This is a genomic window from Janthinobacterium sp. UMAB-56, from assembly GCF_900095265.1.
GTDB lineage: Bacteria > Pseudomonadota > Gammaproteobacteria > Burkholderiales > Burkholderiaceae_D > Janthinobacterium.
In genome coordinates, this window is record NZ_LT607651.1 from 360,067 (window position 1) to 385,949 (window position 25,883).

A 25,883-nucleotide genomic window follows, 5' to 3' on the forward strand; every position below is an offset into this window, starting at 1 on the left:
CTGTCATTGGAAAGCGCCCATGATCAAGGCTGGAGTACACTCCATGGTCTAGCATTTTCTGAAAGAAAAACACCATGCAGATCGGACAGATGGCGCAGGCGACGGGCTTGAGCCGCGATACCCTGCGCTTTTATGAAAAGCGGGGCTTGCTGCGTGCCCGGCGCGGCACGAACGGCTACCGCGACTACCCGCCCGAGGCGGCTGACTGGCTGCGCTACCTGCGCACGGCGCAGCAACTGGGCTTTACGCTGGCGGAAATCGAGGCGGACATGCCGCTGCTGGCCAGCGCCGATGAACCCGCCACGGCCGCACTGCTGCGCGCGGCGCTGGCACGCAAGCTGGGCGACATCGATGCGCGCATCGCAGGACTGACGCAGTTGCGCAGCGAACTGGCGCGGCGGCTGGAGCCGCAGGCGGCCGCGTGTCCGTTGCGGGGAGATACCGATGCGAATCACTAAACTGCTGCCGTGGCTCTTCCTGCTGGGCGCGGGCGGCGCGCAGGGCGCCGAACTGGCCTGCGGCGACTTCCTGTCCCAGTTGGGAAAAAAGCCCGCGTATCTTGTCTACCAGGGTTGCCAGCAAAATATGGAACGCCAGGACCAGCCGTTCGAGGCCCGCTACCAGGTCGATGGCAAGCATGCGCAGCAGGCGGAAGCATACCTGCGGCGCACCTATGGCTTGCCTCCGCTCAAGCGCTATTGCTGCATGTGGGACAGTACACCCCACTCCTGGCGCGACCGCCGCACGGGCATCGGCTATCTGCTGCTCATGGCGACGGGCGAAACGCTGGTCAGGACGCGCGACGCCTGGCCCGAAATCGATATTTTTTATGTCAATGTCGATGGCTACGCGCAAGACCCCTGACGTAAAAAAACCGCCTGTGCAGCGCAGCAGGCGGTTTTGATGTGGGACAGGACCGTGATTACTTGGCGGCCTTGCGGCGGCGCAGGAAACCCATCAGGCCCAGGCCAGCCAGCAGCATGGCGTAGGTTTCCGGTTCCGGCACGGCGGCCAGCACGGACACGTTGTCGATCACGGCGCCCGAGTAATTGTCGAACGGCGTGCCGGCCTTGGCGGCGCTGGCAAACGACAGGGTCGCCAGGCCGGTGGTGGCGGCCGTGAAGCTCAGGGTATTGCTGTACAAGGTGTTCGAGGCGGCAGCCGTCGAGTAGAAATCGCCTGCCACGCCACCGAAACTGACGCTCACGCCCTGGCCTGCGGGGCCGCCGGAATTGCGCGCCATGTCGAAGCTCAGATTATACGTCTGGCCGGCAACGACGCTGAAATTTTGCGACAGGAAACCCGGACCAGGCGTACCCAGCATGTCGATGCTGTAGCCATCGATGGCATTGTAGGCATTGCGGATCAGGTCGACGGAACTGGCGCCCACGGTCCAGCCCGTAATGGCCGACGAACCGCTGTTGACGACTTTAAAACCGCTATTGAAGGTGTAGCCGGAAGCGACCGTTTCAAAATTGCCATTCGTGATCAGGTTGACGGGGCTGGCGCTGGCGGTGCCTGCAGCAAACAGGGCGACAAGGGCTGCGATGGTGGCGATTTTCATGGTCTGATTTCCTTGCTTTGTTGACATTAAAGTTACCTTAAGTGAAATCATACCTCAGCCATGACGAAAATCAAAGAACTTTACAAAACCATATTTAATGTGAACAATTTGCAACGCCTCGGGAAGCCGATGCGTCGCCTGTGCCGTCAATCGAGTTCCTCGCGCGCCACCAGGATGCCGTCCGCATCGGCGTAGATCCAGTCGCCCGGATGCACGGCCACGCCGCTGAGCTGCACGCGCACGTCGCGCTGGCCGGCGCCTGTCTTGCCGCTCTTGCGCGGATGCGTGGCCAGGGCGCGCACGCCGATCTGGCAGACATTGATTTCCTCGCTGTCGCGGATGCAGCCATCGACGACGATGCCGGCCCAGCCATTGCTTTGCGCCAGCACGCCCAACTGGCCGCCCACCAGCGCGCGGCGCAGGCTGCCGCCGCCATCGATCACCAGCACACGGCCCTGGCCTGGCGTTTCCAGGGTGCTACGCACCAGGGCATTGTCTTCAAACACTTGCAAGGTGGCGGCGGGCCCGCTGAAACGCAGGTGCTGGCCGAAGACGCGGTACACGGGCGGCAGCACGGCCAGGGTGCCATCGTCCAGCATGGCAGCATAGTCGTCGCACAGGTCGGTGGTGGCAAAGGTCATGGGGACTCCATTCGTAGCGGATGGAAACTATTCTATGCCTTTTGCAGCGCAGCGGCACGTGTTTTACCGCCCACGCCCACGGCCGTGGCAATCGCCAGCGCCTGGAACACGCCGATGAAGACGAACAACAGGGCCGGATGGTCGCCATCCATCAGCGCGCCAAAGAACAGGGGCCCGACGGCCAGGCCGCTGTCGAGGCCCGAATACACGACGCCATACACGCGCCCCGTGGCATTCTTCGGTGCTGCCGCACGTATCATCAGGTCGCGCGACGGCCCCGCCACGCCCGACGTCAGGCCGATGGCGCCCATCAGCACCACCGCGCCCCAGGCCGGCACGACGGCCATGGACAGCAGCACGGCCAGTAAGGCAGCGGCGGAAAAGGCGATCGCCACGTTGCGGTCCGGCTGCTTGCTGCGCGCGCCCACCACGCCGCCGGCCAGCATGCCCACGGCCGAAGCCAGCATATACGCCGTGTAGGCGCTGGTGGCCAGCGCCAGGCTCATGCCGTACAACTTGACCAGGGCTACGCTGGCGAAACTCTGGATGCCGCCCAGGGCGATGGCGGTAATGAAGAAGAAGGCAAAGCACATCCATACGGCCGGCAGGCGCAGGAAATCCAGCGTGCCTTCGCCGCCGGACGGCTGGCCCGGCACCGCCCTCTTGACAGGCTGGGGACGGATGGCATGGCGATTCAGGAACAGGATCAGCAGCACGCCGAACGGCAGCACGGCCGCGCATTGCAGCGCGACTCGCCAGTCATACTGGGTAGCGACATAGGTCATGAACAGGGGTGCCAGGGCCCAGCCGATGTTGCCGCTGATGCCATGCACGGAAAAACCGTAAGCCACGCGGGCCGCCGAGACGCGCTGATTGAGTATGGTGTAGTCGGCCGGGTGGAACACGCTGTTGCCCATGCCGGCCAGCATGGCGCCCAGCATCAGCGCCGCATAGCTGTGCGCGGTGGACAGGGCCAGCGCCGATACGCCCAGCAGAAAGACACCGCCAAACAGCACGGCGCGCGCGCCGAAGCGGTCGACGACAAAGCCGGCCAGCGCCTGTCCCACGCCCGAGATGATGAAGAACACCGTCATCAGCAAGCCCAGTTCCGCATAGGACAGGTCGAAGGCCGGTTTCAGCCAGACGAACAGGGCCGCGAGTATCAGATGGTAGAAGTGCGACACGCCATGCGCCAGCCCCACCAGGGCGATGACGCGCGCATCGCTGCGCAAGGTTGGCGGTGACTGCGGTGGCAAGTGCCTTGCCGAGTTAGTTGTTATCATGTCATACCCTGTCTTATACTGGCAAAGCTCAAGTGTATGCAAAATACCATCGTCTGTTTTCCGACAGAACGACATAATTTATCGAATTAAGGCCAAGCTGATGGGTGTACCTATCCTCCACCATACCCGCATGTGTCCGCCACGGGAAGCGCCCAGCGCGACCATTCCCGTGACCATGATCGCGCGCGATCTGCAACCCGATGAATTTCTCTCGCCGCACAGCCACCCCTGGGGCCAGGTCACGATGGCGCTCGAAGGGGTGCTGCGCATCACCGCCAACAACAGCAGCTGGGTGCTGCCGCCCATGCGCGCCATCTGGATCGCGCCCAACGTGGAACATGCGGTCTCGATACTGGAAAAAACCCGCTTGCGCCCCCTGTGCATCCATGCGGCGCGCGCGCCATTTGCCGGTCACGACTGCAAAGTGCTGGAAGTATCGAACCTGCTGCGCCAGCTGATCATGGCGCTGGAACAGCTGGACCCGGGCCAGGAACCGGCGCGCGAAGCGCTGCTGGCCGAACTGATACTCGATGAATTGAAACGCTCGGCCACGCGCCCCATCCGCGTCCCCTTGCCTGCCGACAAACGCTTGAAGACCCTGTGCGACAGCCTGATCGACAAGCCGGGCTCGAACCAGACCCTGGAACACTGGGCGCAGCAGGTCGGTGCCTCGGAGCGGACCCTGGCGCGGCTGTTCGAACGGGAATTGGGCATGAGTTTTGGCCAGTGGCGCCAGCAAGTGCGTCTGGCGCACGCGGCGCCCCTGATCGCGCGCGGCGTGCCGCTGTCGCAGGTGGCCGAAGAACTGGGCTACGCCAGCCAGTCGGCCTTTTCCGCCATGTTCAAAAAGACGTTCGGCAGCTCGCCATCGGCCTTCTTCGCGCAGGGCGACAGAAGGTAGCCACAAGCGCGCCGCGCTTCAGGCCATGAAGTCGAAGAGGGAATTCTTGCCGGTATAGCCTGGCAAGGCCGAGTTCGTTCCCATCTGCTCCTGTGCCGAATACGCCTTCACCAGCGCCTGCGCCTGCGCTGTCAGGGCCTTGGCCAGCACGGCTTTCTTGTTGGTCAGGGTGGTGATGTCCTTGCCGACCGTCTGCCCTTCCTTGCGGATGATGCTCGTTTCGCCCGTCAACTCGCCGATCTTGCTGACGAACTGGTCCGCCACGCCTTTGCCGTTATTGGTGAACATCTTGCTGACGGCATCCGGATCGGCAGCGATGGCCGCCTTGAGTTTTTTATCGTCGAGCACCAGCTCGCCGCTCTTGCCCAGGGTTACGCCGGCACTGCCCAGTATGGAAGCGGGCACGCCCGTGCTGGCCGTGCGCAGCACTTGCTCCATCTGCGAACGCACCTGGCCCAGGGCCGTGTCGGACTTCAAATCGCCCTGTTGCAGGCTTTGCAGCTTGCTGTTGAGTTCATTGTAGGCCGTGACGAAGCTGGCCACGTTGCTGGCAATCTGGCTGCTGTCCTTGGCGATGACGAGGTCGGTCGTGCCTTTTTTCTTCAATTCGATGGTGGCCCCCTCGACGGCCGTCGTCAGGGTATTCGTGGCGCTCTTGATTTCCTTGCCGTCGACCGTCAGCAGCGCATCCTGCGCGGCAGCCGTCTGCTGCATGCCCTTGCCGGCGCCAGGCGCATAGCTGAGCAGATTGCTGACAGCCGCGTCGCCGGACACGCTGATACGCATGCTGCTGTCGGCGCCGCTCTTGCCGTTCAGGGCCAGCGAATAGCCATCGGCGCCCTTCACCACGCTGGCGTCGATGCCTTGCTGCTTGAGCGCGGCGGCGATGCCGTCAAGGCTATTGTTGCTGCTGTCTATCGTCAGCGAAATCATCTTGCCGCTGCCGGGCGTAAATTGCTTGCCGTCAGCCGTGCCCAGTTCGATCTTCAGCAGCGCCGGCGCCCCCGTGCCGATGGCCGAGCTCGATGATTTCTGCGCGCCGCTGAGCAGGGTCTGCCCCTGCGCCAGTTGCTTGACGTTCAGTTCATGGCTACCGCTCACAGCCTTGTCGGTGGTGGTGGCGCTCAGCACATCCTTGGCGCTGGACGTGGCCGAGGTAGCCAGGCCGCTGCCGGCCATGTTCTTGGCCACGGTCTGGAATTTTGCCAGCGCCGATTGCAACTGTCCCAGGCCCGAGAATTTGGCCTGGTCGCGCGCCAGGCTGGCATTGAGCTTGACGACGCCCGTGTTCTGCGACTGCATCTGGCGCTCCACCTTCGCATACACATCGGCCGAGATATTGCCCTGCGTCGTCTGCTGCGTGTTGTTGGTGTAAGCCCTGCTGTTGATGGTCGAATTAAACATGGTAGGCGTTCCCGTCAGGTGTAAGGTGATGGCACACGGTTCAGGTCCTGACCGCGCGCGGCGCAAGAAAAGAAACGCCTGGCGCGCGTGGTGCGGCAAGCTCCCTCTTCTGGTTGATAATTATGCAGCATTGCTGGAATATCAAAACAGCGAACAGAACAGGTTTTTCCTGACTGCAAACCCATATGCACCATTTTAGCGCAATCATTTGCAAGGCGTGTCGGGTTTGCCTCAGCGCATGAATTTCGAGATGGCGCTGCTGACGGCCATGTCCAGCTGCAGGAAAGTGAGTCCCACCTTGAAACCGGCACTGCTGAAAATACAGTGCGAGACGGACGCGCGCGCCTCGATGATGTGCGCCGAGCCATCATAAAACAATTCGAACAGCACCTTGCCCTGCTTGCCTGTTGGCACCGGTTCGGCGATGACGGCCGCCATGCCGCCCGGCCCCACATCGAGGGTGCGCGCCGCCACGGGGCCTGCGCCATCCATTACCAACATTGCCTTGGCACGCAATATCTTGCGTGCGCCCTGCCTTTGTTCAACTGACACTGTATTCCGCTTCTCTATCTATGCATTGTCGATGCGGATTCACGTGGGAATCCATCGGACAAATATTATAGTTCCAAACGGAAATTTTGTTTGACTTGTCTCAAGCTTGGCATTTTTACCATACCAACTTTTACTCGTGATCGCGCAACTTGTTGAACGCTTCATCGATACGCTCGACACCGATGACCTTGATGCCTTCGATGGCTTGCTTAGGCAAGTTGGACTTGGGTACCACGGCCAGGGTAAAGCCCAGCTTGGCAGCTTCGCGCAAGCGCTCCTGGCCCCGTGGCGCGGGGCGGATCTCACCGGCCAACCCCACTTCGCCAAACACCACGAGGCCCCGTGGCAGCGGCTTGTTGCGCATCGACGAGTTAATCGCCAGCAACACGGCCAAGTCGGCCGCCGGCTCCGTAATCTTGACGCCGCCGACCGCGTTGATGAAGACATCCTGGTCGAAGGCGGCGATGCCCGCGTGGCGGTGCGCCACGGCCAGCAGCATGGCCAGGCGGTTCTGCTCCAGGCCGACGGACAGCCGGCGCGCATTCGGCAAGTGGCTGGTATCGACCAGGGCCTGGATTTCCACCAGCAAGGGGCGCGTGCCTTCCTGCGTCACCATCACGCACGAGCCCGGCACCTGGTTGTCGTGCTGCGACAGGAACAGCGCGGACGGGTTCGACACCCCCTTCAAGCCCTTTTCCGTCATGGCAAACACGCCCAGCTCATTGACGGCGCCGAAACGGTTCTTGATGGCGCGCACCAGGCGGAAGCTGGAATGGGCGTCGCCCTCGAAATACAGCACCGTGTCGACGATGTGTTCGAGCACGCGGGGGCCGGCCAGCGCGCCCTCTTTCGTCACGTGGCCCACCAAGATGATGGTCACGCCCGTCTGCTTGGCCGCCCGCGTCAGCTGCGCCGCACATTCGCGCACTTGCGCCACGGAACCGGGCGCCGAGCTGAGGGCGTCCGAATACACGGTCTGGATCGAGTCGATGACCACCACTTCCGGTTTCAGGTCGTTCAAGGTCGACAAGATCTTTTCCAGCTGGATCTCCGCCTGCAATTTCAGTTCCTTGGCATCGATGACGAGGCGCTTGGCGCGCAGGGCGATTTGCGCGCCCGATTCCTCGCCGCTGACATACAGCACGCGCTTGTGGTGCGACATGTTCGCCAGCGCCTGCAGCAGCAGGGTCGACTTGCCGATGCCGGGGTCGCCGCCGATCAGCACCACGCCGCCCGCCACCATGCCACCACCCAGCACGCGGTCGAATTCCTCGATGCCCGTACCGAAGCGGGGCACGTCGATGGCGTCGATATCGTCCAGGGACAGCACGGGCGCCGTCTGCGCCAGCGACATATGCTGCGGGTTCGAATAACGGTTGTTGCCGCCCGTCTCGGGCAGGCTTTCCACCATGGTGTTCCACTGGTTGCACGAGGTGCATTGCCCCATCCATTTATTACTGATGGCGCCGCAATCGCTGCAGGTGTAGATGGTCTTGACTTTTGCCATGGTGTACTTTGCTCGTGAAAAGTGAAACTGCTGGTTATATATACAGTAGAATCACAGTATATACAATTCGCCGCTCGCGGTCACGCCTCGTTCACGGGCACGCGCGGCGCCAGCGCGCACATCAGCTCGTAGCCTATGGTGCCGGCGGCCAGGGCCACCTCGTCGATCGGCATGCCCTGGCCCCACAAGGTGACGGAACTGCCGACTTTTGCAGCCGCCACGTGGGTCAGATCGACCATCAGCATGTCCATCGAGACCCGGCCGATGAGTCCCGTGCGCACGCCATCGACCAGCACGGGCGTGCCTTCGGGCGCGTGGCGCGGGTAGCCGTCCGCGTAGCCGCAAGCGACCACGCCCACCTTGATATTGCCGGCCGCTTCGTAGCGGCTGCCATAGCCCACCACTTCTCCGGCGGCGATCTCCTGGATGCCGATAATACTGCTGCGCAAGGTCATCGTGGGCAGCAAGCCGAACGCTTGCGCGGACGTGCCGCCGGTGGCGCCGCTGGGCGTGCCGCCATACAGCATGATGCCGGGGCGCACCCAGTCACTGTCGAGCTGGTGCAGCAGCAAGGCGGCCGAATTGCACAGGCTGCGCGGCAAGCTTGTGCCGATGCTGGCCTCCCCGGCCACGAAGCGCAGCATCTGTTGTTCCAGGGGCAAGCGCGTGGGTGCCGCTTCATCCGCATTGGCAAAATGCGTCATCAGGGTGATCGTGCCGACACAGGGAATGGCGCGCAGGCGCGCATACGCGGCGGCCACGGCTTGCGGCGTGAAACCCAGGCGATTCATGCCCGTGTTCATCTTCAGGTGGACATCGATGGCGTGCGGCAGGCGTGCCGCTGCCAGCATGGCAATCTGTTCTTCACAATGCACGCTGCCGTTCAAGCCGTACTGCGCCATCACGGACAGATCGCTGGCATCGAAAAAACCTTCCAGCAGCAAGATGGGCTTGGTCCAGCCCAGCTCGCGCAAGCGCACGGCATAGTCGACCTCGACCAGCGCCAGGCCATCGGCGGCGGCAAAGCCCCGCATGGCCCGCTCCAGGCCGTGGCCATAGGCATTCGCCTTGACGACGGCCCACACCCTGGCACCGCGGGCGCAGGCACGGGCGCGCGCCAAATTCTGTTGCATGGCATCGAGATGGATGGTGGCGATGAGGGGCCTGGGCATATGCGTCGTTCACGGCAGGTGGGAAAGTCGTATTTTACCGGATGGGCTCGATGCGGGGCGGCCAGCCAGCGAGGTGGACCGGCACGATGGCCGCCCACGACAGTATGTATAAAATGCTCACATATATGTGTATTTTTCTACGGCAGAATAATTAAAGTTCACTTAGACAAGACTATACAAGGCAGCCCCTGCCAAACTTGGGGTTTGCCGTTTTTTCGTGGTATAAAGCAAGCCAGATATGATTTCAGGCATTCCAGAATGAATCGTGGTTTTTATACCATCATGGCGGCGCAGTTCTTTTCTTCGCTGGCCGATAACGCCCTCTTTTTTGTCGCCGTCGATTTATTGGTGTCCATGAAATCCCCGGCGTGGATCACGCCGCTACTGAAACTGTCGTTCGTCCTGTTTTACGTGCTGTTGGCCGCTTTTGTCGGCGCCTTCGCAGATGCATTGCCGAAAGGCAAGGTGATGTTCATCGCCAACCTGGTCAAGATCTTCGGCTGCGCCCTCGTCTTCTTCCACGTACACCCGCTGCTGGCCTACGCCGTCGTCGGTTTTGGCGCGGCCGTGTACTCGCCCGCCAAATATGGCATCCTGACGGAACTGCTGCCGCCGGAAAAACTGGTCGCGGCGAATGGCTGGATCGAAGGCTTGACCGTCACCTCCATCATCCTCGGCACCGTCATGGGCGGCGCACTCGTCAGCGGCCACGTGTCCGACCTGCTGCTATCGATCGACATTCCCCTGATCGATACGGGCATCACCAGCAAGACGGAAGCGGCCTTGTGCGTGGTAGTCGGCATCTATGTGCTGGCGACCCTGGCCAACCTGAAGATTCCCGACACGGGCTGCGTGTATCCGCACCAGGAACGCAATCCTATCAAACTGATTACCGATTTTGCCAATTGCTATTCCATCCTGTGGAAAGACAAGCTGGGCCAGATCACCCTGGCCGTGACGACCCTGTTCTGGGGCGCTGGCGCCACCTTGCAACTGATCGTGCTGGAATGGGCCAAGCAATCGCTGAACATGCCGTTCGACAAGGCGACCAGCCTGGTGGGCGTGGTGGCCATCGGCGTGGCCGCCGGCGCCGTGCTGTCGGCGCGCTTCATTCCGCTGCGCAAGTCGCTGACCGTCATTCCGCTGGGCATCGCCATGGGCGTGATCGTCATGATGATGACGCAAGTACACTCCGTGTGGATCGCCTACCCGCTGCTGATCTTGATCGGCGCCCTGTCCGGCTTCTTCGTCGTGCCGATGAACGCCCTGCTGCAACATCGCGGCCACGTCCTGATGAGCGCAGGCCATTCCATCGCCGTGCAGAACTTCAATGAAAACCTGTCGATTCTGACGATGCTGGCCGTGTATTCGATCATGATCCGTTTGCACCTGCCGCTCAATATCATCATCACGCTGTTCGGCCTCTTCGTTGCCGGCACCATGTACATGATCATGCGCAGGCACAAACTGAACCAGGCGGAGCACGACAATTTGTCGCTAATAGGCGAGCAAAAACACTAAACCCAAGCAAGGGCTGGGGTCGGCCCCTGAGGGTCTGACCCCGGATGTCGTTTTGGGTTGAGAAGTTTAAATCGGTAAAGTACCAGCCAGCCGCCGCGCAGCAGCCTGTTCCGTCCAGTCAGTGGGCACGACAAAACCACGCGTGCGTTCCACTTCCCAGCCTTCGACATTGTCCACCGTGGCCACCATCACCGCCTGCGTCAAATCAAACAACTGCACGCGCAAGGCCTCAACATCCAGCACTTCCACGTCGCGCCCCTTGAACGGCGCCAGCCATTGCAAGCGCGGCAGCACGACATAACGCTGCTGCGGCAATTGTGGTGGCGTGCACCAGAAGCCGTGCCCATGTACCTGAGAAATACCGTCCATGCCGGGCAGCGCGCCTGCCGCATAAAACAGCCAGCCCTTGACCAGCGCCTGCGCCGTACGCACGGGCTGCGCCAGCAGACTTTGCGCGGCCGGATGGCGCGACAAGGCCAATTGCTTGTCGAGAATCTTGCGCATCTTCAAGCCCAGGGTATCGGCCAGGTTCGGGCCGATCAAGTGGTTGAACACGCCGGGATCGGGCGCACCCTCCAGCAGATAAAACTTGGTGGCGAATTCCCAGTGCAACAAGTCGCTGCCTTCATGCAGCAGGAAATCGAACTCGCCCACCGTGTCGTTGCGGTTGACTTGCACTTGCAAGCCATGCGCTTGCAGCAGCCCATGCTGCTCAAAATAAAAGGCCAGCAGCTTTTCAGCATACAGGCCCAGGCGGGAATAGAATTTCGGCCCCAAGGCCGCATCAAGCGGCGATGGATCATCTTGCAGCGCACCCAGCCACGCGGCGACAGCAGGCGTGACGGGCGCGAGGCTGCCGATGCGCCCGCCCCAGTGGGGACTGGACGGGTCCAGCAAATCGGGCGAATCGAGCAGCCAGGCCAGCGCACGCACGCGGGGGTGCGTCAGATGGCCCCAGCGCTGTTCGAAGCGGGCCTGGAAGGTGCCGACGGCGGTATCAACCACCGTGCGTGCTTTTCGCCAGGCATAGATCGGCCCAGGCACGGGCCTTGACCTTGCCCGTCTCGTCCTGCAACAACATTTCCGGATGGAAGGTGGCGACAAGCGAGGCATTGCCCAGCTGGCGCACCTTGCCGCGCACGGGTTTTTCGCCAGGATGGATGCCGGCGGCGGCCATCGACCCCAGGGTGAGGATGGTGCGCGGCTGCAGCAGGGCCAGTTCGCGCTCGAAATACGGGCGGCAGGCGGCGGACTCCGATTCAGTGGGCAAACGTTCCTGGCCCGCCTCGTCGAGCGGACGGCATTTCAGCAAGTGGCTAATGTACACATCGCTGTCCGCATCGACAGCGATAGCTTTCAGCATATTGTCGAGCAACTTGCCCTGTTCGCCCGGCAAGGCGCGCCCTTCGCGTTCTTCCGCGCGCGACGGGCTGCTGGCCAGCATCAACCAGGTAGCCTGGCGCCCGCCACGCCCCATGACGACGCCCTTGCGCGTCTTGCACAAGTCGCAGCGCGCGCACTTGGCGACGGCGGCCGTCAAGCCTTCCCAGTCGAGTGCGGCGATGTCGGCGTCGCTCAGCTGTTTGGCCGGCGGCGGTGGCGGCGCATCGTCGAACCAGGCCGTGTCGCCAGGCGCAGCGACGGGAAGCGGCGTAGCGGCAACGGTGACGGGCGCTTCGGCCTGCACCTCGACAACCACGTTGGCAACCACCTCGGTGGGCACCTCAATCACGGCGTCGTCGGCGGCGGCCACCGGCGCCGCCACGGCGACGTCCATTTCCACGGCTGCGACAAGGACATCAGCCGCCTCCGGCACGGCGCCCTGGCGCAAGCGCCACAGGGGGCCGACGCCCATTTCATCGAGGAAAACGGCGCTGCGGCTCATAAGGTATAACGCATCACGATGGCGTCCTCACGTTGCGAGTTGCTGGCCGGATAGTATCCCTTGCGCCGGCCTATCTGTGCAAATCCGTAGCGCTGGTAAATATCGAGCGCGCGCACATTCGACGGGCGCACTTCCAGCAGCATCGATTCCATGCCCAGCTGGCGCGCGCAGGCGCAGGACTGGTTCAGCAGGAAACGGCCCAGTCCCTGGCCCTGGATGGCGCCCTCGACGGCCACGTTGAGCAAGTGCGCCTCGTCGACGACCAGCATCAGCAAAAAATAGCCGAGCAAAGTGCCGTCCACATCCCGCAGCACCCAGGCCGGGTAACCGCTCTTGAGGGAATCGATGAAGTTGCCGTGCGTCCAGGGATGCGGATACACACGCTGCTCCAGCGCCAGCACCTCGGCCAGGTCCGCCTCCCGCATCGGCTGATAGTCGAGGCGCAGCACGTCCCAGCCTGCCGCACTATTCGTATCCTGGCCCGCTACGCTCATCGTGCCGACTCCGCAGCGGCCTTCGCTGCCTGCATGTCCTGGCGTTCCGCACTCGTGTAGGCGATCTTGTTGCGCAAGTACAAAGGTTGCGCCTCGGCCGCCGTTACAAACTGGCCTGCCGCAAAGGCGATGCGCGCCAGCTGCGCCACCTGCTCGGCATGCGGCATGATGGCGGCGTCGGCCGTGGCGGCGCACGGCAGCATGGCCAAGGCGTCGGCATAGGCCGCGAAACCATTGCCGCAACCGACGACAGCGCCTTGCGGCGCCACGCCGGCCGGCGCGCTCAGGGCCGGCGGCGCAACGATCTGCAAGCCATCCTGGTAATCGTATTGCGCCCAGTACACTTCGCCCATGCGGGCGTCGAGCACGGTCACGATGCGCTGCGCGCCATGCTGCTGGTGGCACGCCAGGGCCATGGCGTCGAGGGTCACGACGGGCACGACGGGCAAGTTGGCGCCGTAGGCCAAGCCTTGCGCGATGCCGCAAGCCGTGCGCACGCCCGTAAACGAGCCGGGGCCGGAGCCGTAGGCGATGGCATCCACGTCGGCCAGGGTCACGCCCGCTTCGGCCAGCAATTCCTGCACCATCGGCAGGATGGACTGGGAATGGGTACGCACGCCCGACGAGGCGCGGGACAGGACGACATCGCCGCGCAGCAAAGCGCAAGAGGCGAGTTCGGACGATGTTTCAATAGCAAGCAGGGTGGGAAGTAAGGTAGACATAGCGTATTTTACCTTGCCGCGCCATGGCGCGGCACTCCCCGCTGCGGCAAGCCGTGACCAGCCGTGCAGCAATCAGGCGGATGCGGCTTGAGGCGGCTTGCACTGCGGGCCCGCGAGGACGGCTATAATGAAAGACGCAGCTTATTATTTGACCGGCATCAAGTCTGCCGCGCCAGGTAGTCGCTTAGCAACATCGTCTTTCCACTCTTGCCCTGGTCCGTTCCGTGAATCCACTTCTTGCTAAACTGCAACCATATCCATTCGAAAAGCTGCGCCAGCTGTTTGCCGGCGTGACGGTCAATCCCGAGTATGCTCCCATCAGCCTGGGCATGGGCGAACCCAAGCACCCGACGCCGTCCTTCATCGAGCAAGCGCTGGTTGACAATATCCATGGCCTGGCCAGCTATCCGACCACCATCGGTTCGGAAGCCTTGCGTAGCGCCATCGCCGCTTGGCTCGAGCGCCGTTATGGCATCCCCAAGCTCAATCCTGCCACGCAAATCCTGCCCGTGAACGGTTCGCGCGAAGCGTTGTTTGCGCTGGCGCAAACGGTAATCGATCCGTCCGCCGGTTCGTTGGTGATTAGCCCGAATCCGTTTTATCAGATCTATGAAGGTGCGGCCTACCTGGCAGGCGCCGAACCGTATTTTGTCAATTCCGACCCCACGCGCAATTTCGGCTGCGACTACGACGCGGTGCCCACTGCCGTGTGGGAAAAGGTCAAGCTGCTGTTCCTGTGTTCGCCGGGCAACCCGACGGGCGCCGTGCTCACCCTGACGGACTGGGAGCATTTGTTCGCCCTGTCCGAGCGCTACGATTTCGTCATCGCCGCCGACGAGTGCTATTCCGAGATTTACCACGGCGACACGCCCCCGCTGGGCGCGCTGCAGGCGGCGCACATGCTGGGCCTGTCCACAGTCGAGCGCCCGTATGCGCGCCTGGTGGTGTTTTCCAGCCTGTCGAAGCGCTCGAACGTACCGGGCATGCGCTCGGGCTTCGTCGCCGGCGACGCGGAAGTATTGAAAAAATTCCTGCTCTACCGAACCTACCACGGCGGCGCCATGAGCCCTGCCGTGCAGGCGGCCTCCGTCGCGGCCTGGAACGACGAAACCCATGTCGAGGAAAATCGCGCCAAGTACCGCGCCAAGTTCGACGCCATCACGCCGCTGCTGCAAGCGGTGATGGACGTGCAATTGCCGGACGCCGGCTTCTACCTGTGGGCCGACGTCAGCCGCACGGGACTGTCCGACACCGAATTCGCGCAACGCCTGTACGCCGAATATAATGTGACGGTATTGCCTGGCAGCTACCTGGCGCGCGACGCGCACGGCATCAATCCGGGCCGCAACCGCATCCGCATGGCCCTGGTGGCCGAAACGGCCGAAGGGCTGGAAGCGGCACTGCGCATAGTAAAATTCTGCCAGCAGCTTTCCGCATCCGCATCAACTCCGCATTAACCAATACATAAGACATCATCATGAGCCAACAACTGCAAAACATCATCGACCAGGCCTGGGAAAACCGTGCCGAGATCAATCCGGGCAACGGCACGGCCGAACTGCGCGACGCCGTCTCACACGTCATCAATGGCCTGGACAACGGCAGCATCCGCGTGGCGGAAAAAACCACGGGCGACTGGGTTGTCAACCAGTGGGTCAAGAAAGCCGTGCTGCTGTCGTTCCGCCTGGAAGACAACGTCGTGCTGCCATCGGATGGCACGATGCAGTTCTACGACAAGGTGCCGACCAAGTTCGCCAACTACACCGCCGCAGACTTCGCCAAGGGCGGTTTCCGCGTAGTGCCGCCTGCCGTCGCCCGCCGTGGCAGCTTCATCGCCAGGAACGTCGTGCTGATGCCGTCCTATGTCAACATCGGCGCCTACGTCGATGAAGGCGCCATGGTCGACACCTGGGCCACCGTCGGCTCCTGCGCCCAGATCGGCAAGAACGTCCACCTGTCCGGCGGCGTCGGCATCGGCGGCGTGCTGGAACCGATGCAAGCGAACCCGACCATCATCGAAGACAATTGCTTCATCGGCGCCCGTTCGGAAATCGTCGAAGGCGTGATCGTCGAAGAAAACTCGGTCATCTCGATGGGCGTGTACATCGGCCAGTCGACCAAGATCTACGACCGCGCCACCGGCGAAGTGACCTACGGCCGCGTGCCAGCCGGTTCCGTCGTGGTCTCGGGCAACCTGCCTTCGGAAGACGGCAAGTACTCGCTGTACTGCGCCGTGATCGTCAAGCGCGTGGATGCAAAAACCCGCGCCAAGACCGGCATCAACGAGTTGCTGCGCGGTATTTGATGACTGCGCCGCAAGGCGCACGTCATACCCTGGATGTCCCGCCTGGTCGGGACATTTTCATTTCCGGCTAGCCACTTCAATCGTCCCGCTGCCCTCTTCCATCCTGTCCTATACTGGATGGCATGCATACTCCTCGCGTCTTGATCGTCGGCGCCGGTCCTACCGGCCTCATGCTTGCCTTGCGCCTGGCGCGCCATGGCGTCGATTGCCGCATCATCGACAGCAATAGCGGTCCGGGCCAGGCGTCGCGGGCCATGGCCGTGCATGCGCGCACGCTGGAGTTTTACCAGCAGCTGGGCTTTGCCGATGAACTCGTCAACCTTGGCATCAAGATTAATGCCATGCACATCCATGAAGGGGGCGAGGAACTGGTGAAACTGGCGCTGGGCGAGATCGGCGAAGGGCTGAGTCCCTACCCTTTCGTGCTGAGCCTGCCACAGGACGAGCATGAACGCTTTCTCATCAGCAAGCTGGCGGCGGCCGGCGTGCATGTGGAATGGAACGTTACCCTGGACCTGTGGACGCAGGACGATAGCGAAGTGCAAGCCATCCTGCTCAACAATGGCGAGCGACAATATTGCACGTTTGACTATATCTGCGGCTGCGACGGCGCCCGCAGCAAGGTCCGCGAAATCGCCGGTTTCGACTTTTCCGGCGGCACCTACGACCACCTGTACTACGTGGCCGATGCCCAAGTGGCCGGCAACAATACGGATTTGCACGCCCACCTGGGCGCGAACTCGTTTGCGCTGATGTTACCCGTGCGCACCAGCGGCATGCAGCGCCTGATCGGCATCCTGCCCGACCGCCCCGATGGCGCGCCGGCGCCCGTCTTCGACGATGTGCGCGAACAGGTGCAAGCCTTGCTGGGCATCCAGGTCGAGCATGTGAACTGGTTTTCCACGTATAAGGTGCACCACAGGGTGGCGGCGCAGTTTCGCGAACGGCGCTGCTTCATCCTCGGCGACGCGGCCCATTTGCACAGCCCCGTGGGCGGCCAGGGCATGAATACGGGCCTGGGCGACGCCGTCAATCTGGCGTGGAAACTGGCACAAAAACTGCACGGACTAAGCAACGACGCCTTGCTCGACACCTATGAAAGCGAGCGCATCGTGTTTGCCCGCAAGCTCGTCGCCACCACCGACCGCGCCTTCCAGGCCATCGTCGCGCAAGGCTTGGCCGGGCAATTCCTGCGCCGCTGGCTGGTGCCCCATGCGCTGCCCTTCCTGTCCAGTTTCGGGCGGGCGCGCCGTTTGCTGTTCCAGACGGTGTCGCAAATCCAGATCAGCTATGAAGACAGCGCCCTTTCCGCAGGCCACGCGGAGTACCTGCGCGGCGGCGACCGCCTGCCATGGTTCTCGGACGGCACGCAAGACAATTTCACGGCCCTGCGCAGCATGGCGTGGCAATTGCACATCTATGGCGAGCCGGCGCCAGCACTGCTGGCCGAGGCGCGCGTGCTGAAGCTGCCCGTGCATTGCTACACGTATAACGTGGCCGCCAAGCTGGCCGGCCTGGGCCGCGACGCGGCCTACCTCGTGCGCCCGGACGGCCATATCGCGCTGGCCCTGCACCAGCAGGAAAGCGGCGCCCTGCGCGCCCTGGCCCTGCGCCTTGGCCTGCATTTTGGTCCGGCAGAGATGCGCAAGGCGGCGCCACGGCCCGTGCAGGAAAAATAAAGGGGGCATGCTGCACTGCCGCATCGACTGCGTATCGACTGTATAATATCGGCTACCATCGCATTCATCCCTGGCGCAAGCGCCGCGATCAAGCGAACCGCATTCATTCCCCTTAGCCCTGCCCATGACGACCATTACACTCTACGGTATCCCCAACTGCGATACCGTCAAAAAGGCCCGCACCTGGCTGGCCGCGCAGCAACGCGATTTCACCTTCCACGACTTCAAGAAACAGGGACTGGAACGCGCCACCGTCGAAGCATGGCTGCAGCAATTGCCGTGGGATGTGCTGGTCAACAAGAAAGGCACGACCTGGCGCGCCCTGTCCGACGGGCGCAAGGCATCGATCACCGATGCGGCCAGCGCGCTGGACCTGATGCTGGAAAACCCATCCATCATCAAGCGCCCCGTGCTGGACAAGGATGGCCAGTTCAGCGTGGCATTTTCAGATGCACAGTATGCAGCCATTTTCGGGCTGTAATTTTCACTTAGACAGAAGCACCCCGCGCTACGCCATGACCACCTCCAAAACCCTCGGCCTGACCGAAAAACTGATCGCCCTGTCCTCGGTCACGCCCGATGACAAGGGCTGCCAGCAGCACCTGATCGATCTGCTCACGCCGCTGGGCTTTGTCTGCGAGACGATACAGTCGAACGACGTCACCAATCTATGGGCACGCCGTGGCACCACCTCCCCCGTGTTCGTCTTTGCCGGCCATACGGACGTGGTGCCCACCGGCCCCGTCGAACAATGGCGCTCGCTGCCCTTCATTCCCACCCACCGCGATGGCAAGCTGTACGGCCGTGGCGCGGCCGACATGAAGACCTCGATCGCCGCCATGGTGGTCGCTTGCGAGGAATTCATCGCCGCCACGCCCCAGCACACGGGTTCGATCGCCTTTCTGATCACCAGCGACGAAGAAGGCCCGGCCACGGACGGCACCGTCATCGTCTGCGAGCAACTGAAGGCGCGCGGCGAACAGATCGACTATTGCCTGGTCGGCGAGCCGACCTCAAGCGCGGACCTGGGCGACATGATCAAGAATGGCCGCCGGGGTTCGCTGTCGGGCCGCTTGACGATCAAGGGCGTGCAGGGCCATATCGCCTACCCGCACCTGGCGAAGAACCCGATCCATGAAGCGGCGCAGGCGCTGGCCGACCTGGTCGAGGAGCAATGGGATGCGGGCAACGAGTATTACCTGCCCACCTCGTGGCAAATGTCGAACATCAACGCGGGCACGGGCGCCAACAACGTGATCCCGGGCGACATGGTGATCGACTTTAACTTCCGCTTTTCCACGGCCAGCACGGCGGAAAACCTGCAGGAACGGGTGCACGCGATCCTCGACAGGCATGACTTGCAATACGATTTGCAATGGACCCTGAGCGGCCTGCCCTTCCTCACGCCGCGCGGCACCCTCTCCGATGCGCTGTCCGCCGCCATCCTGGAAGAAACCGGCATCACGACGCAGCTGTCGACCACGGGTGGCACCTCGGATGGGCGGTTTATCGCGCAGATCTGCCCCCAAGTGATAGAATTCGGGCCGCCCAATGCCAGTATTCACAAGATCGACGAGCACATCGAACTGCGCCACATCGATCCCCTGAAGAATATTTACCGGCGCACGCTGGAGCATTTGCTGCCCGCCTGAACCAGAATACCGAGGCCCGTCACGGCGGGCCAGAACACTGTCTTTTCGAGAATGCCATGAGCCCGAACCCATTTTCCACGCCACGCGACCTGCTGCGCTACGCCGTTACCCGTTTCAATACCGCCAAGCTGTTTTTCGGCCACGGCAGCGCCGAAGCGTTCGACGAAGCGGCCTATCTGATCCTGCACACCTTGAAGTTGCCGCTCGACAAGCTCGAACCCTTCCTCGATGCCAAGTTGCTGCCGTCGGAAATCGCCAGCGTGATGACGGTCATCGACCGCCGCAGCATCGACCGCGTGCCAGCCGCCTACATCACCAAGGAAGGCTGGCTGGGCACGTACAATTTTTATGTGGACGAGCGCGTGATCGTGCCCCGCTCCTTCATCGCCGAGCTGATCCCTGAATACTTTTCGCCATGGGTGGCGGAACCGGAAGCCGTGGAAAACATCCTGGAACTGTGCACCGGTTCTGGCTGCCTATCCATCATGATGGCCGATGCTTTCCCGAACGCCAGCGTCGATGCGGTGGACATTTCCGCCGATGCGCTGGCCGTGGCCAAGCGCAACGTCGACACCTACAAGCTGCAGGACAGGGTCAAGCTGATCGAGTCGGACCTGTACACCAACGTGCCGGCCAAGAAATATGACTTGATCATCAGCAACCCGCCGTACGTGAATTCCGCGTCGATGGGCGCCCTGCCCCAGGAATACCTGGCCGAACCGCAAATCGCCCTCGACGGCGGCAGCGACGGCATGGACCTGGTGCGCAAGATCATCGCAGGCGCGGCCGAGCGCCTGACGGACGACGGCATCCTGATGATTGAAATCGGCAACGAACGCGCATACGCGGAAGCGGCCTTCGGCGAGCTGGGCCTGACCTGGCTGACGACGAGCGCCGGCGACGACATGGTGTTCCTGCTGACGGCCGAACAGCTCAAGCTGGCATAAGCGCTGGCGTAAGCGCGCAGCGCCTTAATTTACAACACAAAGAAAAAAATGATACGTTTCCTACAAGTAAGCCTGATGCGCGGCATCAAACCGTTGCTCGAACAAGTCGATGTCACCCTCAATCCGGGCGACAAGATCGGCCTGATCGGCGCCAATGGCGCGGGCAAATCGAGCCTGTTCGCCATGATGCGTGGCGAATTGCACCCTGACCAGGGCGAGATCGATTTCCCCGCCAAATGGCGCGTGGCTTACGTGGCGCAGGAAACACCGCCGCTGGACCGTGCCGCGCTCGACTATGCGATCGATGGCGACATCACCTTGCGCAAGCTGGAAGCAGAACTGGCGCGCCTGGAGTCCGAGCCGGCAACGTCGGAAAACGGCATCGCCATCGGTGAAATCTACAGTGCGATGGCCGATGCCGACGCCTACACCGTGCAGTCGCGCGGCGAGCAATTGCTGCTGGGCCTGGGCTTTACGCTGGACCAGATGCAGCAACCGGTGGCCAGCTTCTCCGGCGGCTGGCGCATGCGTTTGAACCTGGCGCAAGCGCTGATGTGCCCGTCCGACCTGCTGCTGCTCGATGAACCGACCAATCACCTGGATCTGGACGCCATCATCTGGCTGGAAGACTGGCTCAAGCGCTACGCCGGCACCTTGCTGATCATTTCCCATGACCGCGACTTCCTCGACGAAGTGGTCAACGTGGTCGTGCATATCGACGAGCGCAAGCTGAAGCGCTATTCGGGCAACTACTCGAGCTTCGAGCGCCAACGCGCGGCGCAGATGATACTGGCCGCCGGCGCGCTGGAAAAGCAGCAGCGCAAGCGTGCCCATCTGGAATCGTTCGTGAACCGCTTCAAGGCGCAAGCCTCGAAGGCGCGCCAGGCGCAAAGCCGCATGAAGGCGCTGGCGAAGATGGAAGAACTGGCGCCCCTGCGCGCCGCTGCCGAATTCTCGTTCGAATTCCGCGAGCCTTTGAGCGCGCCGAACCCGCTGCTGGTGATGGAAGACGTCGATGCGGGCTACAAGATCGAGAACGAAGCGACGGGCGAAATCACGCATAAAACCATCGTCAACGGCATCAAGTTTTCGCTGCAGATCGGCCAGCGCATCGGCTTGCTGGGCCAGAACGGCGCCGGCAAATCGACCCTGATCAAGACCATCGCCGGCGAACTGATGCCTTTGAGCGGCGACGCCACCATGGGCAAGGGCTTGAACATCGGCTACTTCGCCCAGCACCAGGTGGAAATGCTGCGCCACGACGAATCGCCGCTGTGGCATCTGTCGAAGATCGCCCCGACCGTGCGCGAGCAGGAACTGCGCAACTTCCTGGGCGGCTTCAACTTCCCCGGCAACATGGTCACGGCCTCGATCGCGCCGTTCTCGGGCGGTGAAAAAGCCCGTTTGGCGCTGGCCCTGATCGTCTGGCAGCGGCCGAACCTGCTGCTGCTCGATGAACCGACCAATCACCTGGATCTGGAAACGCGCGAAGCGCTGACGGAAGCGCTGGCCCAGTTCGAAGGCACCCTGGTCGTCGTTTCCCATGATCGCCATTTGCTGCGCGCCACCACCGACGAATTCATCATCGTTGCCGACGGCAAGCTGCAACCGTTCGACGGCGACCTGGACGACTACAAGGATTGGCTGTTCAAGACCAAGCTGGGTAAAGGCACGGACGTGCTGCCGGCCGCCGGCAAGGCCAACAAGACGGACTTCCCCGTGACTTCTTCCGTACCTTCGCCGGTAGCGGCCACCCCTGCCGCGCCCGTGCGCGACAAGCGCCAGGAAGCGGAAGATCGCCAGAAGGCCGCCGCCTTGCGCAAGCCGATCGAAAACAAGATCAAGCGCCAGGAAGAGCAGATCGCCAAGCGCAACGCGCAAAAGGCGGAAACGGAAGCCAAGCTGGGCGAACCGACCATCTACGACGCGGCAAACAAGGCCAAGCTGAAGCAATTGCTGGCTGACCAGACCTTCTTCACCAAGGACCTGGCGCAGCTGGAAGCGGAATGGCTGGACTTGCAAGACCAGCTGGAAAAGCTCGGTTAATCAAGTGACGACAAAAGACGACCCACGGGTCGTCTTTTTTCTAGGCCGCCTGCATGGGGCTGGGGCTGCGGATCGCCATCAGGCGGTCGATGTCGACGAGGATCAGCCGGCGCCCCGCCACCGTGCCCAGACCCAGCAAATAATCGGCTTCCGCCTCGCCCAGACCTGGCACGGCAGCAATGTCGCCGGACGCCAGGCTGACGATATCGGTAACGCCATCGACCACCATGCCCATCACGCCATTGCTCAACTGCAAGATGATCACGTCGCTGGCCGGGTCGGGTACGGCGTGGGCGCTGCCGAACGCGGCGCGCATGTCGACGATGGGAATGATCACGCCGCGCGAGACAGCCACACTCTGCAGCACCTCCCCTTCCGAGGAAAAACGTTCGAGTTCCTTGAACGGGCGCAATTCCCGCACGCAGCGGTAATCGAGGCCATACTCCAGGCCGCCCAGCCGGAAGCTCAAGTACTGCGTCAGGTATTGGGCCGCTGCGGCGCCCGGCCTAGTCGTGGGCTGCATGGTATTCCTTTCATCCGGTAAGCGCTGCCAGGATGCGCAGTGGCGCAACGTTGGCCCATGCTAACGAGCATCCCCGCACCCGGCGTTGAGAAACATCAACTTTCCCGGGTGCATGCTCAGCCCCGGCGTCCAGCCTTGCGCCGGCGCAGCCATCTTCCCTTACAATACCCCCATCGTTTCCCCACAGGCAGGCCATGCAACACCTCGTCAACCCCGCTGAAGTTGAATTTTCTGCCATCCGCGCCCAGGGTCCGGGCGGGCAGAACGTCAACAAGGTGTCCAGCGCCATCCATTTGCGCTTCCCCATCGCCGCCTCGTCGCTGCCGCAAGCGTACAAGGAGCGGCTGCTGGCCTTGCGCGACAGCCGCATCAGCAAGGATGGCGTGCTGGTGCTCAAGGCGCAGCAGTCGCGCAGCCAGGAGCAGAACAAGGAAGAAGCCTTGCGGCGCTTGCAGGAAATCATCGACAGCGTGACCTTCCTGCCCGCCGTGCGCCGCGCCACCAAGCCCACGCGCAGCTCGCAACGGCGGCGCCTCGACAGCAAGAGCACGCACAGCGTGCTGAAGCAGTCGCGCGGCAAGGTTATCGACTGATTACGGCGGCGGCTGGTAAGTCCAGTCCAGGTTGCCTGTGCTGTCGGCAAACACGGGCTGCGTGGCCGGCGTGGCGCTGCGCAGCAGGGCCTTGATTTCTTTCGGCGGCCGGTCGTAGACCTTGGCCGGACCAGCCGGCACGACCATGGCGCGTACCGTCGTCTCGCCATCGACCAGCCCCAGGGTGCAGCGCGACTGGCCGGCCGTCGCTTGCCGCTCCTGGCGCACTTGCGCCACCAGTGCCAGCATCTGCGCGTGCAGGATTTCCGACTGTTTCACCTCCACGCGCAGGCGCGCCACTTCCTTCAGCACGGGCGCGATGCGCGCGGCCAGCTTGTCGTACTGCATTTGCTGCGCCGGTTGCAAATGCAGCTCGCCGCGCCGCAACTGGCCCGCCAGGGTCAAGTAGTTGCGCACCTCGGGCAATTGCGCAATGGCGTCGATTTCCTGCTGGCGCTTGTCCTGCATCTGCTGGTATTGCGCGGCGCGGGCCAGGCTGTCCGTGATCTTTTGCTCCAGGGCGCTCAGGTCGGGCACCAGCGGGAATAGCAGCATCTCCACCTGCTTGCGGGGACCGGCGCTGCCGATGCGAATGGTGCGCGCCGCCACGGCGCACCCTTCAGCCAGCTCAATGACGACCTCGTCGGCGATGATTTCGCAATTGCTGGCGCTGTCGATCACCACGCGCGTGCCGGCAATGACGCAGCTTTCGGCGCGGTGCAAATGCACTTCGCCGCTCAGCGCCTGCAGCACGGAACCGGAGGCCACACCCTCGACGCGCACATCGCCATGCTCGTTGAAGGCCGTGCCGCCCACCAGGTTACGCTGCAGCCATATCAGCCCGCCATGCGAATGCAAATGGCCATACACGTCGCCATGGATGGTGATGTCGCTGCCGTCGATCTGGCGCTGCTCCTGCACTTCGCCATACTCCTCATACGCGGCGCGCAGCTTCAAATTGCCCGTGGTGCGGCTGCTGACACCTTCGCGGCTGACGATCTTGTTTTCAATCGACATCTTGCCGTGCTCATCAACATTCACATAGCCATCCTGGGTGGCCACGATGAACTCGCCATCGCTGAAATGCTCGACCGCCGTGCCTGCCCCAGCCACCGTAGCCAGGTCCAGTTCCAGCGGCGCGGGTGGCGGCAGCAGCGTGCCGGCCAGGTCGTAGCCAGGCAAGCCGGGCATGCCCGGCAGCAGACGCAGCAGGCGCGCGTGTTTTTTGACTTGCGGGAAGCGGTTCTTGAAGCTGAGCAAATCGAGGCGGCCATCGGAGCGTTCGCGCGGCGCATCGTCGCGGTGCATGCCTTGCGACACTTCAAGCAGCTGGGCGTCGCGCCCAGGCTGCGGCGGCAGCACCCGCGCCACCGTGATGCGCTCGGCCTTGCCGCTGGCGAGCATGGCGCGCACGGCCGCGCCATCGATGCCATAGTGCACGCCCTGGCACCACAGGTCGGCCACCAGCTCATCAAACTCGCGGCGGGCCGGCACTTGCCCATCCGCCTCAAGAGGCAGCGCCTCAAAGTAAAAGTCGGCGCTGTCGCCACGGACCTTGAGCTGTTTATACAGCGCACGGCGCTGGGGCGGGAATGGCGCCACGCGCGCGGCGATGCGCAGCAAGGCGTCGCCCTTGGGCGCAGCGCGGGGCGCGGGGGCATGGAACAGGGTCAGCAGGAACAAAGCGTAATCGAGGCCGGCCAGCAACTGCCCCGACTGGAACAGCTGGTCAACGGCGGCGCGCAGCTGCGCCGGCGCCAGCGACAGGTCCAGGAACACGCCCTCGTCGCGCCGGACGAGGCCATGCGGCAAGCCTGCCGCATGGCTAGCATCAGGAACGGGCGTATCGTCGTCGCTCACCACTTGCCTCCACAACGTAGTGAATTGCTTGAGTGCACTGGAACAATATCACGGGCCGGGGCGGCGTGCCTAACTCGGCAAAAAAGCGGGCGGCCAGATGCAAACAGGGCCATGTCTTGCGAGATGGCCCTGTCGGATGGGGTGTGCGATGCCTAGCGGCGCGGCGGATTCGAATAAATATCCTGGCCCACTTCATTGATCTGGCGGCGCAGGTCGCGCCGTTCGTCGGCCGTCATGCGGCCCGTGCGGCGCGAGGCGTCGGCGCCCTCATTGGCATGACGCTGCTCTTCGGCGCGCGTGTCGAAACTGCGTGCGTCACGCTGTTCGCGCAGTCGCGTATCATTGCTACTGGTGCGCTGTACCTGCTCATACCGCTGGGCCTGCATCTGCTGCTGGTCGTCACGCCGTGGCGGCGGCTGGTTTTGCGCTGACGCCAGGCTGGCGGCAAACACGGAGCAAACGGCAAACGCGGACATCACAAGCGAAGTTGTACGTGCGGCAATAGCTGCGCTGGGAGCGGCGTGAATTTTTTTAGTAAAGATATTCATTGAGTTCCTCTTCCGCAATGCCGTATAAACTTAAAGCTGATTTCCACTGTGGCCCCAGTGTATGATGCTTTACACGGTGCAGTA

The 25,883-nt window shown here is 62.7% G+C and carries 26 protein-coding genes; 12 read left to right on the plus strand and 14 right to left on the minus strand.

The genetic code is table 11. The annotated features are described in order from the left end of the window. The first annotated feature begins 74 nt into the window (after positions 1 to 74). Both K0F85_RS01670 and K0F85_RS01675 read left to right on the plus strand, forming a co-directional pair. Positions 75 to 458, plus strand: a complete 384-nt coding sequence (locus tag K0F85_RS01670) for a MerR family transcriptional regulator (RefSeq protein WP_219114257.1) — start codon at positions 75 to 77, stop codon at positions 456 to 458. Continuing rightward, complete coding sequence (locus tag K0F85_RS01675; RefSeq protein WP_219114258.1) at positions 445 to 864, plus strand: DUF4952 domain-containing protein; 420 nt, start codon at positions 445 to 447, stop codon at positions 862 to 864. The genes K0F85_RS01670 and K0F85_RS01675 overlap by 14 nt, the downstream gene beginning before the upstream one ends. 58 nt (positions 865 to 922) lie before the next feature. Here the strand turns inward: K0F85_RS01675 and K0F85_RS01680 are convergent, their stop codons facing one another. From K0F85_RS01680 to K0F85_RS01690, 3 genes are all read right to left on the minus strand, one after another. Then, on the minus strand, positions 923 to 1,564 hold the full coding sequence (locus tag K0F85_RS01680; RefSeq protein ID WP_219114259.1) for a choice-of-anchor C family PEP-CTERM protein: 642 nt from the start codon (positions 1,562 to 1,564) through the stop codon (positions 923 to 925). A gap of 146 nt (positions 1,565 to 1,710) precedes the next feature. Further along, positions 1,711 to 2,205: a ribonuclease E activity regulator RraA gene (rraA, locus tag K0F85_RS01685; RefSeq protein WP_219114260.1), complete on the minus strand. Its 495-nt coding sequence runs from the start codon at positions 2,203 to 2,205 to the stop codon at positions 1,711 to 1,713. 32 nt (positions 2,206 to 2,237) lie between these two features. Then, positions 2,238 to 3,488 carry an MFS transporter gene (locus K0F85_RS01690; protein ID WP_219114261.1) on the minus strand — a complete coding sequence of 417 codons (1,251 nt, stop codon included), beginning with the start codon at positions 3,486 to 3,488 and terminating at the stop codon, positions 2,238 to 2,240. A 100-nt stretch (positions 3,489 to 3,588) separates the two neighbouring features. Between K0F85_RS01690 and K0F85_RS01695 the strand changes: the two genes are divergently transcribed. Continuing rightward, positions 3,589 to 4,389 (plus strand): helix-turn-helix domain-containing protein, encoded by an 801-nt coding sequence (locus K0F85_RS01695; RefSeq protein WP_219114262.1) that lies wholly within the window; start codon positions 3,589 to 3,591, stop codon positions 4,387 to 4,389. An 18-nt stretch (positions 4,390 to 4,407) separates the two neighbouring features. Here K0F85_RS01695 and fliD read toward each other — a convergent pair whose 3' ends face one another. From fliD to alr, 4 genes are all read right to left on the minus strand, one after another. Beyond that, positions 4,408 to 5,793: a flagellar filament capping protein FliD gene (gene fliD, locus K0F85_RS01700; protein WP_219114263.1), complete on the minus strand. Its 1,386-nt coding sequence runs from the start codon at positions 5,791 to 5,793 to the stop codon at positions 4,408 to 4,410. 231 nt (positions 5,794 to 6,024) lie between these two features. Further along, positions 6,025 to 6,345: a PilZ domain-containing protein gene (locus tag K0F85_RS01705; protein ID WP_257225035.1), complete on the minus strand. Its 321-nt coding sequence runs from the start codon at positions 6,343 to 6,345 to the stop codon at positions 6,025 to 6,027. 130 nt (positions 6,346 to 6,475) lie between these two features. Continuing rightward, positions 6,476 to 7,852: a DNA repair protein RadA gene (gene radA, locus K0F85_RS01710; protein WP_219114264.1), complete on the minus strand. Its 1,377-nt coding sequence runs from the start codon at positions 7,850 to 7,852 to the stop codon at positions 6,476 to 6,478. Positions 7,853 to 7,932: 80 nt separating this feature from the next. After that, entirely contained in the window at positions 7,933 to 9,024 is a 1,092-nt protein-coding gene (gene alr, locus K0F85_RS01715; protein ID WP_219114265.1) for an alanine racemase, read from the minus strand. A 258-nt stretch (positions 9,025 to 9,282) separates the two neighbouring features. Here alr and lplT point away from each other — a divergent pair, with 258 nt between their 5' ends. Further along, on the plus strand, positions 9,283 to 10,545 hold the full coding sequence (gene lplT / locus K0F85_RS01720; protein WP_219114266.1) for a lysophospholipid transporter LplT: 1,263 nt from the start codon (positions 9,283 to 9,285) through the stop codon (positions 10,543 to 10,545). A gap of 66 nt (positions 10,546 to 10,611) precedes the next feature. Here the strand turns inward: lplT and K0F85_RS01725 are convergent, their stop codons facing one another. Genes K0F85_RS01725 through tsaB form a run of 4 tightly spaced genes read right to left on the minus strand, consistent with a single transcriptional unit; the run spans position 10,612 to position 13,646 of the window. After that, the gene (locus K0F85_RS01725; RefSeq protein WP_257572455.1) at positions 10,612 to 11,550 is read right to left on the minus strand and encodes a DUF1853 family protein; all 939 of its coding nucleotides are present in this window, start codon (positions 11,548 to 11,550) and stop codon (positions 10,612 to 10,614) included. Next, entirely contained in the window at positions 11,543 to 12,430 is an 888-nt protein-coding gene (locus K0F85_RS01730; RefSeq protein WP_219114268.1) for a uracil-DNA glycosylase, read from the minus strand. Before K0F85_RS01730 ends, K0F85_RS01725 begins: the two co-directional genes overlap by 8 nt. Next, positions 12,427 to 12,924: a ribosomal protein S18-alanine N-acetyltransferase gene (gene rimI, locus K0F85_RS01735; protein WP_219114269.1), complete on the minus strand. Its 498-nt coding sequence runs from the start codon at positions 12,922 to 12,924 to the stop codon at positions 12,427 to 12,429. The genes K0F85_RS01730 and rimI overlap by 4 nt, the downstream gene beginning before the upstream one ends. Next, complete coding sequence (tsaB, locus tag K0F85_RS01740; protein ID WP_219114270.1) at positions 12,921 to 13,646, minus strand: tRNA (adenosine(37)-N6)-threonylcarbamoyltransferase complex dimerization subunit type 1 TsaB; 726 nt, start codon at positions 13,644 to 13,646, stop codon at positions 12,921 to 12,923. Before tsaB ends, rimI begins: the two co-directional genes overlap by 4 nt. Before the next feature lie 224 nt (positions 13,647 to 13,870). Here tsaB and dapC point away from each other — a divergent pair, with 224 nt between their 5' ends. The 7 genes from dapC (at position 13,871) to K0F85_RS01775 (ending at position 22,275) form a co-directional block, all read left to right on the plus strand. Then, positions 13,871 to 15,103, plus strand: a complete 1,233-nt coding sequence (dapC, locus tag K0F85_RS01745) for a succinyldiaminopimelate transaminase (RefSeq protein ID WP_219114271.1) — start codon at positions 13,871 to 13,873, stop codon at positions 15,101 to 15,103. Between the two features lie 20 nt (positions 15,104 to 15,123). Further along, positions 15,124 to 15,951 carry a 2,3,4,5-tetrahydropyridine-2,6-dicarboxylate N-succinyltransferase gene (gene dapD / locus K0F85_RS01750; RefSeq protein ID WP_219114272.1) on the plus strand — a complete coding sequence of 276 codons (828 nt, stop codon included), beginning with the start codon at positions 15,124 to 15,126 and terminating at the stop codon, positions 15,949 to 15,951. Between the two features lie 122 nt (positions 15,952 to 16,073). Next, on the plus strand, positions 16,074 to 17,630 hold the full coding sequence (locus K0F85_RS01755; RefSeq protein WP_219114273.1) for an FAD-dependent monooxygenase: 1,557 nt from the start codon (positions 16,074 to 16,076) through the stop codon (positions 17,628 to 17,630). A gap of 124 nt (positions 17,631 to 17,754) precedes the next feature. After that, entirely contained in the window at positions 17,755 to 18,111 is a 357-nt protein-coding gene (locus K0F85_RS01760) for an ArsC family reductase (protein ID WP_219114274.1), read from the plus strand. A 34-nt stretch (positions 18,112 to 18,145) separates the two neighbouring features. Next, positions 18,146 to 19,282: a succinyl-diaminopimelate desuccinylase gene (gene dapE / locus K0F85_RS01765; RefSeq protein ID WP_219114275.1), complete on the plus strand. Its 1,137-nt coding sequence runs from the start codon at positions 18,146 to 18,148 to the stop codon at positions 19,280 to 19,282. Between the two features lie 56 nt (positions 19,283 to 19,338). Continuing rightward, positions 19,339 to 20,229, plus strand: a complete 891-nt coding sequence (gene prmB, locus K0F85_RS01770; protein WP_219114276.1) for a 50S ribosomal protein L3 N(5)-glutamine methyltransferase — start codon at positions 19,339 to 19,341, stop codon at positions 20,227 to 20,229. Between the two features lie 48 nt (positions 20,230 to 20,277). After that, positions 20,278 to 22,275 carry an ATP-binding cassette domain-containing protein gene (locus K0F85_RS01775; RefSeq protein ID WP_219114277.1) on the plus strand — a complete coding sequence of 666 codons (1,998 nt, stop codon included), beginning with the start codon at positions 20,278 to 20,280 and terminating at the stop codon, positions 22,273 to 22,275. 40 nt (positions 22,276 to 22,315) lie between these two features. Here the strand turns inward: K0F85_RS01775 and K0F85_RS01780 are convergent, their stop codons facing one another. After that, positions 22,316 to 22,798, minus strand: coding sequence for a chemotaxis protein CheW (locus K0F85_RS01780; protein WP_219114278.1), 483 nt, complete (start codon positions 22,796 to 22,798; stop codon positions 22,316 to 22,318). Positions 22,799 to 22,992: 194 nt separating this feature from the next. Here K0F85_RS01780 and arfB point away from each other — a divergent pair, with 194 nt between their 5' ends. Then, the gene (arfB, locus tag K0F85_RS01785) at positions 22,993 to 23,391 is read left to right on the plus strand and encodes an alternative ribosome rescue aminoacyl-tRNA hydrolase ArfB (protein WP_219114279.1); all 399 of its coding nucleotides are present in this window, start codon (positions 22,993 to 22,995) and stop codon (positions 23,389 to 23,391) included. Here the strand turns inward: arfB and K0F85_RS01790 are convergent, their stop codons facing one another. Together K0F85_RS01790 and K0F85_RS01795 are read right to left on the minus strand one after the other, a co-directional pair. Then, the gene (locus K0F85_RS01790; protein WP_219114280.1) at positions 23,392 to 25,251 is read right to left on the minus strand and encodes a flagellar assembly protein A; all 1,860 of its coding nucleotides are present in this window, start codon (positions 25,249 to 25,251) and stop codon (positions 23,392 to 23,394) included. 152 nt (positions 25,252 to 25,403) lie between these two features. Beyond that, a complete protein-coding gene (locus tag K0F85_RS01795; protein ID WP_219114281.1) occupies positions 25,404 to 25,799 on the minus strand; it encodes a hypothetical protein in 396 nt (131 codons plus the stop codon). Positions 25,800 to 25,883 lie beyond the last annotated feature (84 nt).

Bases quoted from the DNA above. Each gene is read 5' to 3' on its own strand.
- K0F85_RS01670 (WP_219114257.1), top strand. From the start codon at position 75: ATGCAGATCGGACAGATGGCGCAGGCGACGGGCTTGAGCCGCGATACC.
- K0F85_RS01675 (WP_219114258.1), top strand. From the start codon at position 445: ATGCGAATCACTAAACTGCTGCCGTGGCTCTTCCTGCTGGGCGCGGGC.
- K0F85_RS01680 (WP_219114259.1), bottom strand. From the start codon at position 1,564: ATGAAAATCGCCACCATCGCAGCCCTTGTCGCCCTGTTTGCTGCAGGC.
- rraA (WP_219114260.1), bottom strand. From the start codon at position 2,205: ATGACCTTTGCCACCACCGACCTGTGCGACGACTATGCTGCCATGCTG.
- K0F85_RS01690 (WP_219114261.1), bottom strand. From the start codon at position 3,488: ATGATAACAACTAACTCGGCAAGGCACTTGCCACCGCAGTCACCGCCA.
- K0F85_RS01695 (WP_219114262.1), top strand. From the start codon at position 3,589: ATGGGTGTACCTATCCTCCACCATACCCGCATGTGTCCGCCACGGGAA.
- fliD (WP_219114263.1), bottom strand. From the start codon at position 5,793: ATGTTTAATTCGACCATCAACAGCAGGGCTTACACCAACAACACGCAG.
- radA (WP_219114264.1), bottom strand. From the start codon at position 7,852: ATGGCAAAAGTCAAGACCATCTACACCTGCAGCGATTGCGGCGCCATC.
- alr (WP_219114265.1), bottom strand. From the start codon at position 9,024: ATGCCCAGGCCCCTCATCGCCACCATCCATCTCGATGCCATGCAACAG.
- lplT (WP_219114266.1), top strand. From the start codon at position 9,283: ATGAATCGTGGTTTTTATACCATCATGGCGGCGCAGTTCTTTTCTTCG.
- K0F85_RS01730 (WP_219114268.1), bottom strand. From the start codon at position 12,430: ATGAGCCGCAGCGCCGTTTTCCTCGATGAAATGGGCGTCGGCCCCCTG.
- rimI (WP_219114269.1), bottom strand. From the start codon at position 12,924: ATGAGCGTAGCGGGCCAGGATACGAATAGTGCGGCAGGCTGGGACGTG.
- tsaB (WP_219114270.1), bottom strand. From the start codon at position 13,646: ATGTCTACCTTACTTCCCACCCTGCTTGCTATTGAAACATCGTCCGAA.
- dapD (WP_219114272.1), top strand. From the start codon at position 15,124: ATGAGCCAACAACTGCAAAACATCATCGACCAGGCCTGGGAAAACCGT.
- K0F85_RS01755 (WP_219114273.1), top strand. From the start codon at position 16,074: ATGCATACTCCTCGCGTCTTGATCGTCGGCGCCGGTCCTACCGGCCTC.
- K0F85_RS01760 (WP_219114274.1), top strand. From the start codon at position 17,755: ATGACGACCATTACACTCTACGGTATCCCCAACTGCGATACCGTCAAA.
- dapE (WP_219114275.1), top strand. From the start codon at position 18,146: ATGACCACCTCCAAAACCCTCGGCCTGACCGAAAAACTGATCGCCCTG.
- prmB (WP_219114276.1), top strand. From the start codon at position 19,339: ATGAGCCCGAACCCATTTTCCACGCCACGCGACCTGCTGCGCTACGCC.
- K0F85_RS01775 (WP_219114277.1), top strand. From the start codon at position 20,278: ATGATACGTTTCCTACAAGTAAGCCTGATGCGCGGCATCAAACCGTTG.
- K0F85_RS01780 (WP_219114278.1), bottom strand. From the start codon at position 22,798: ATGCAGCCCACGACTAGGCCGGGCGCCGCAGCGGCCCAATACCTGACG.
- arfB (WP_219114279.1), top strand. From the start codon at position 22,993: ATGCAACACCTCGTCAACCCCGCTGAAGTTGAATTTTCTGCCATCCGC.
- K0F85_RS01795 (WP_219114281.1), bottom strand. From the start codon at position 25,799: ATGAATATCTTTACTAAAAAAATTCACGCCGCTCCCAGCGCAGCTATT.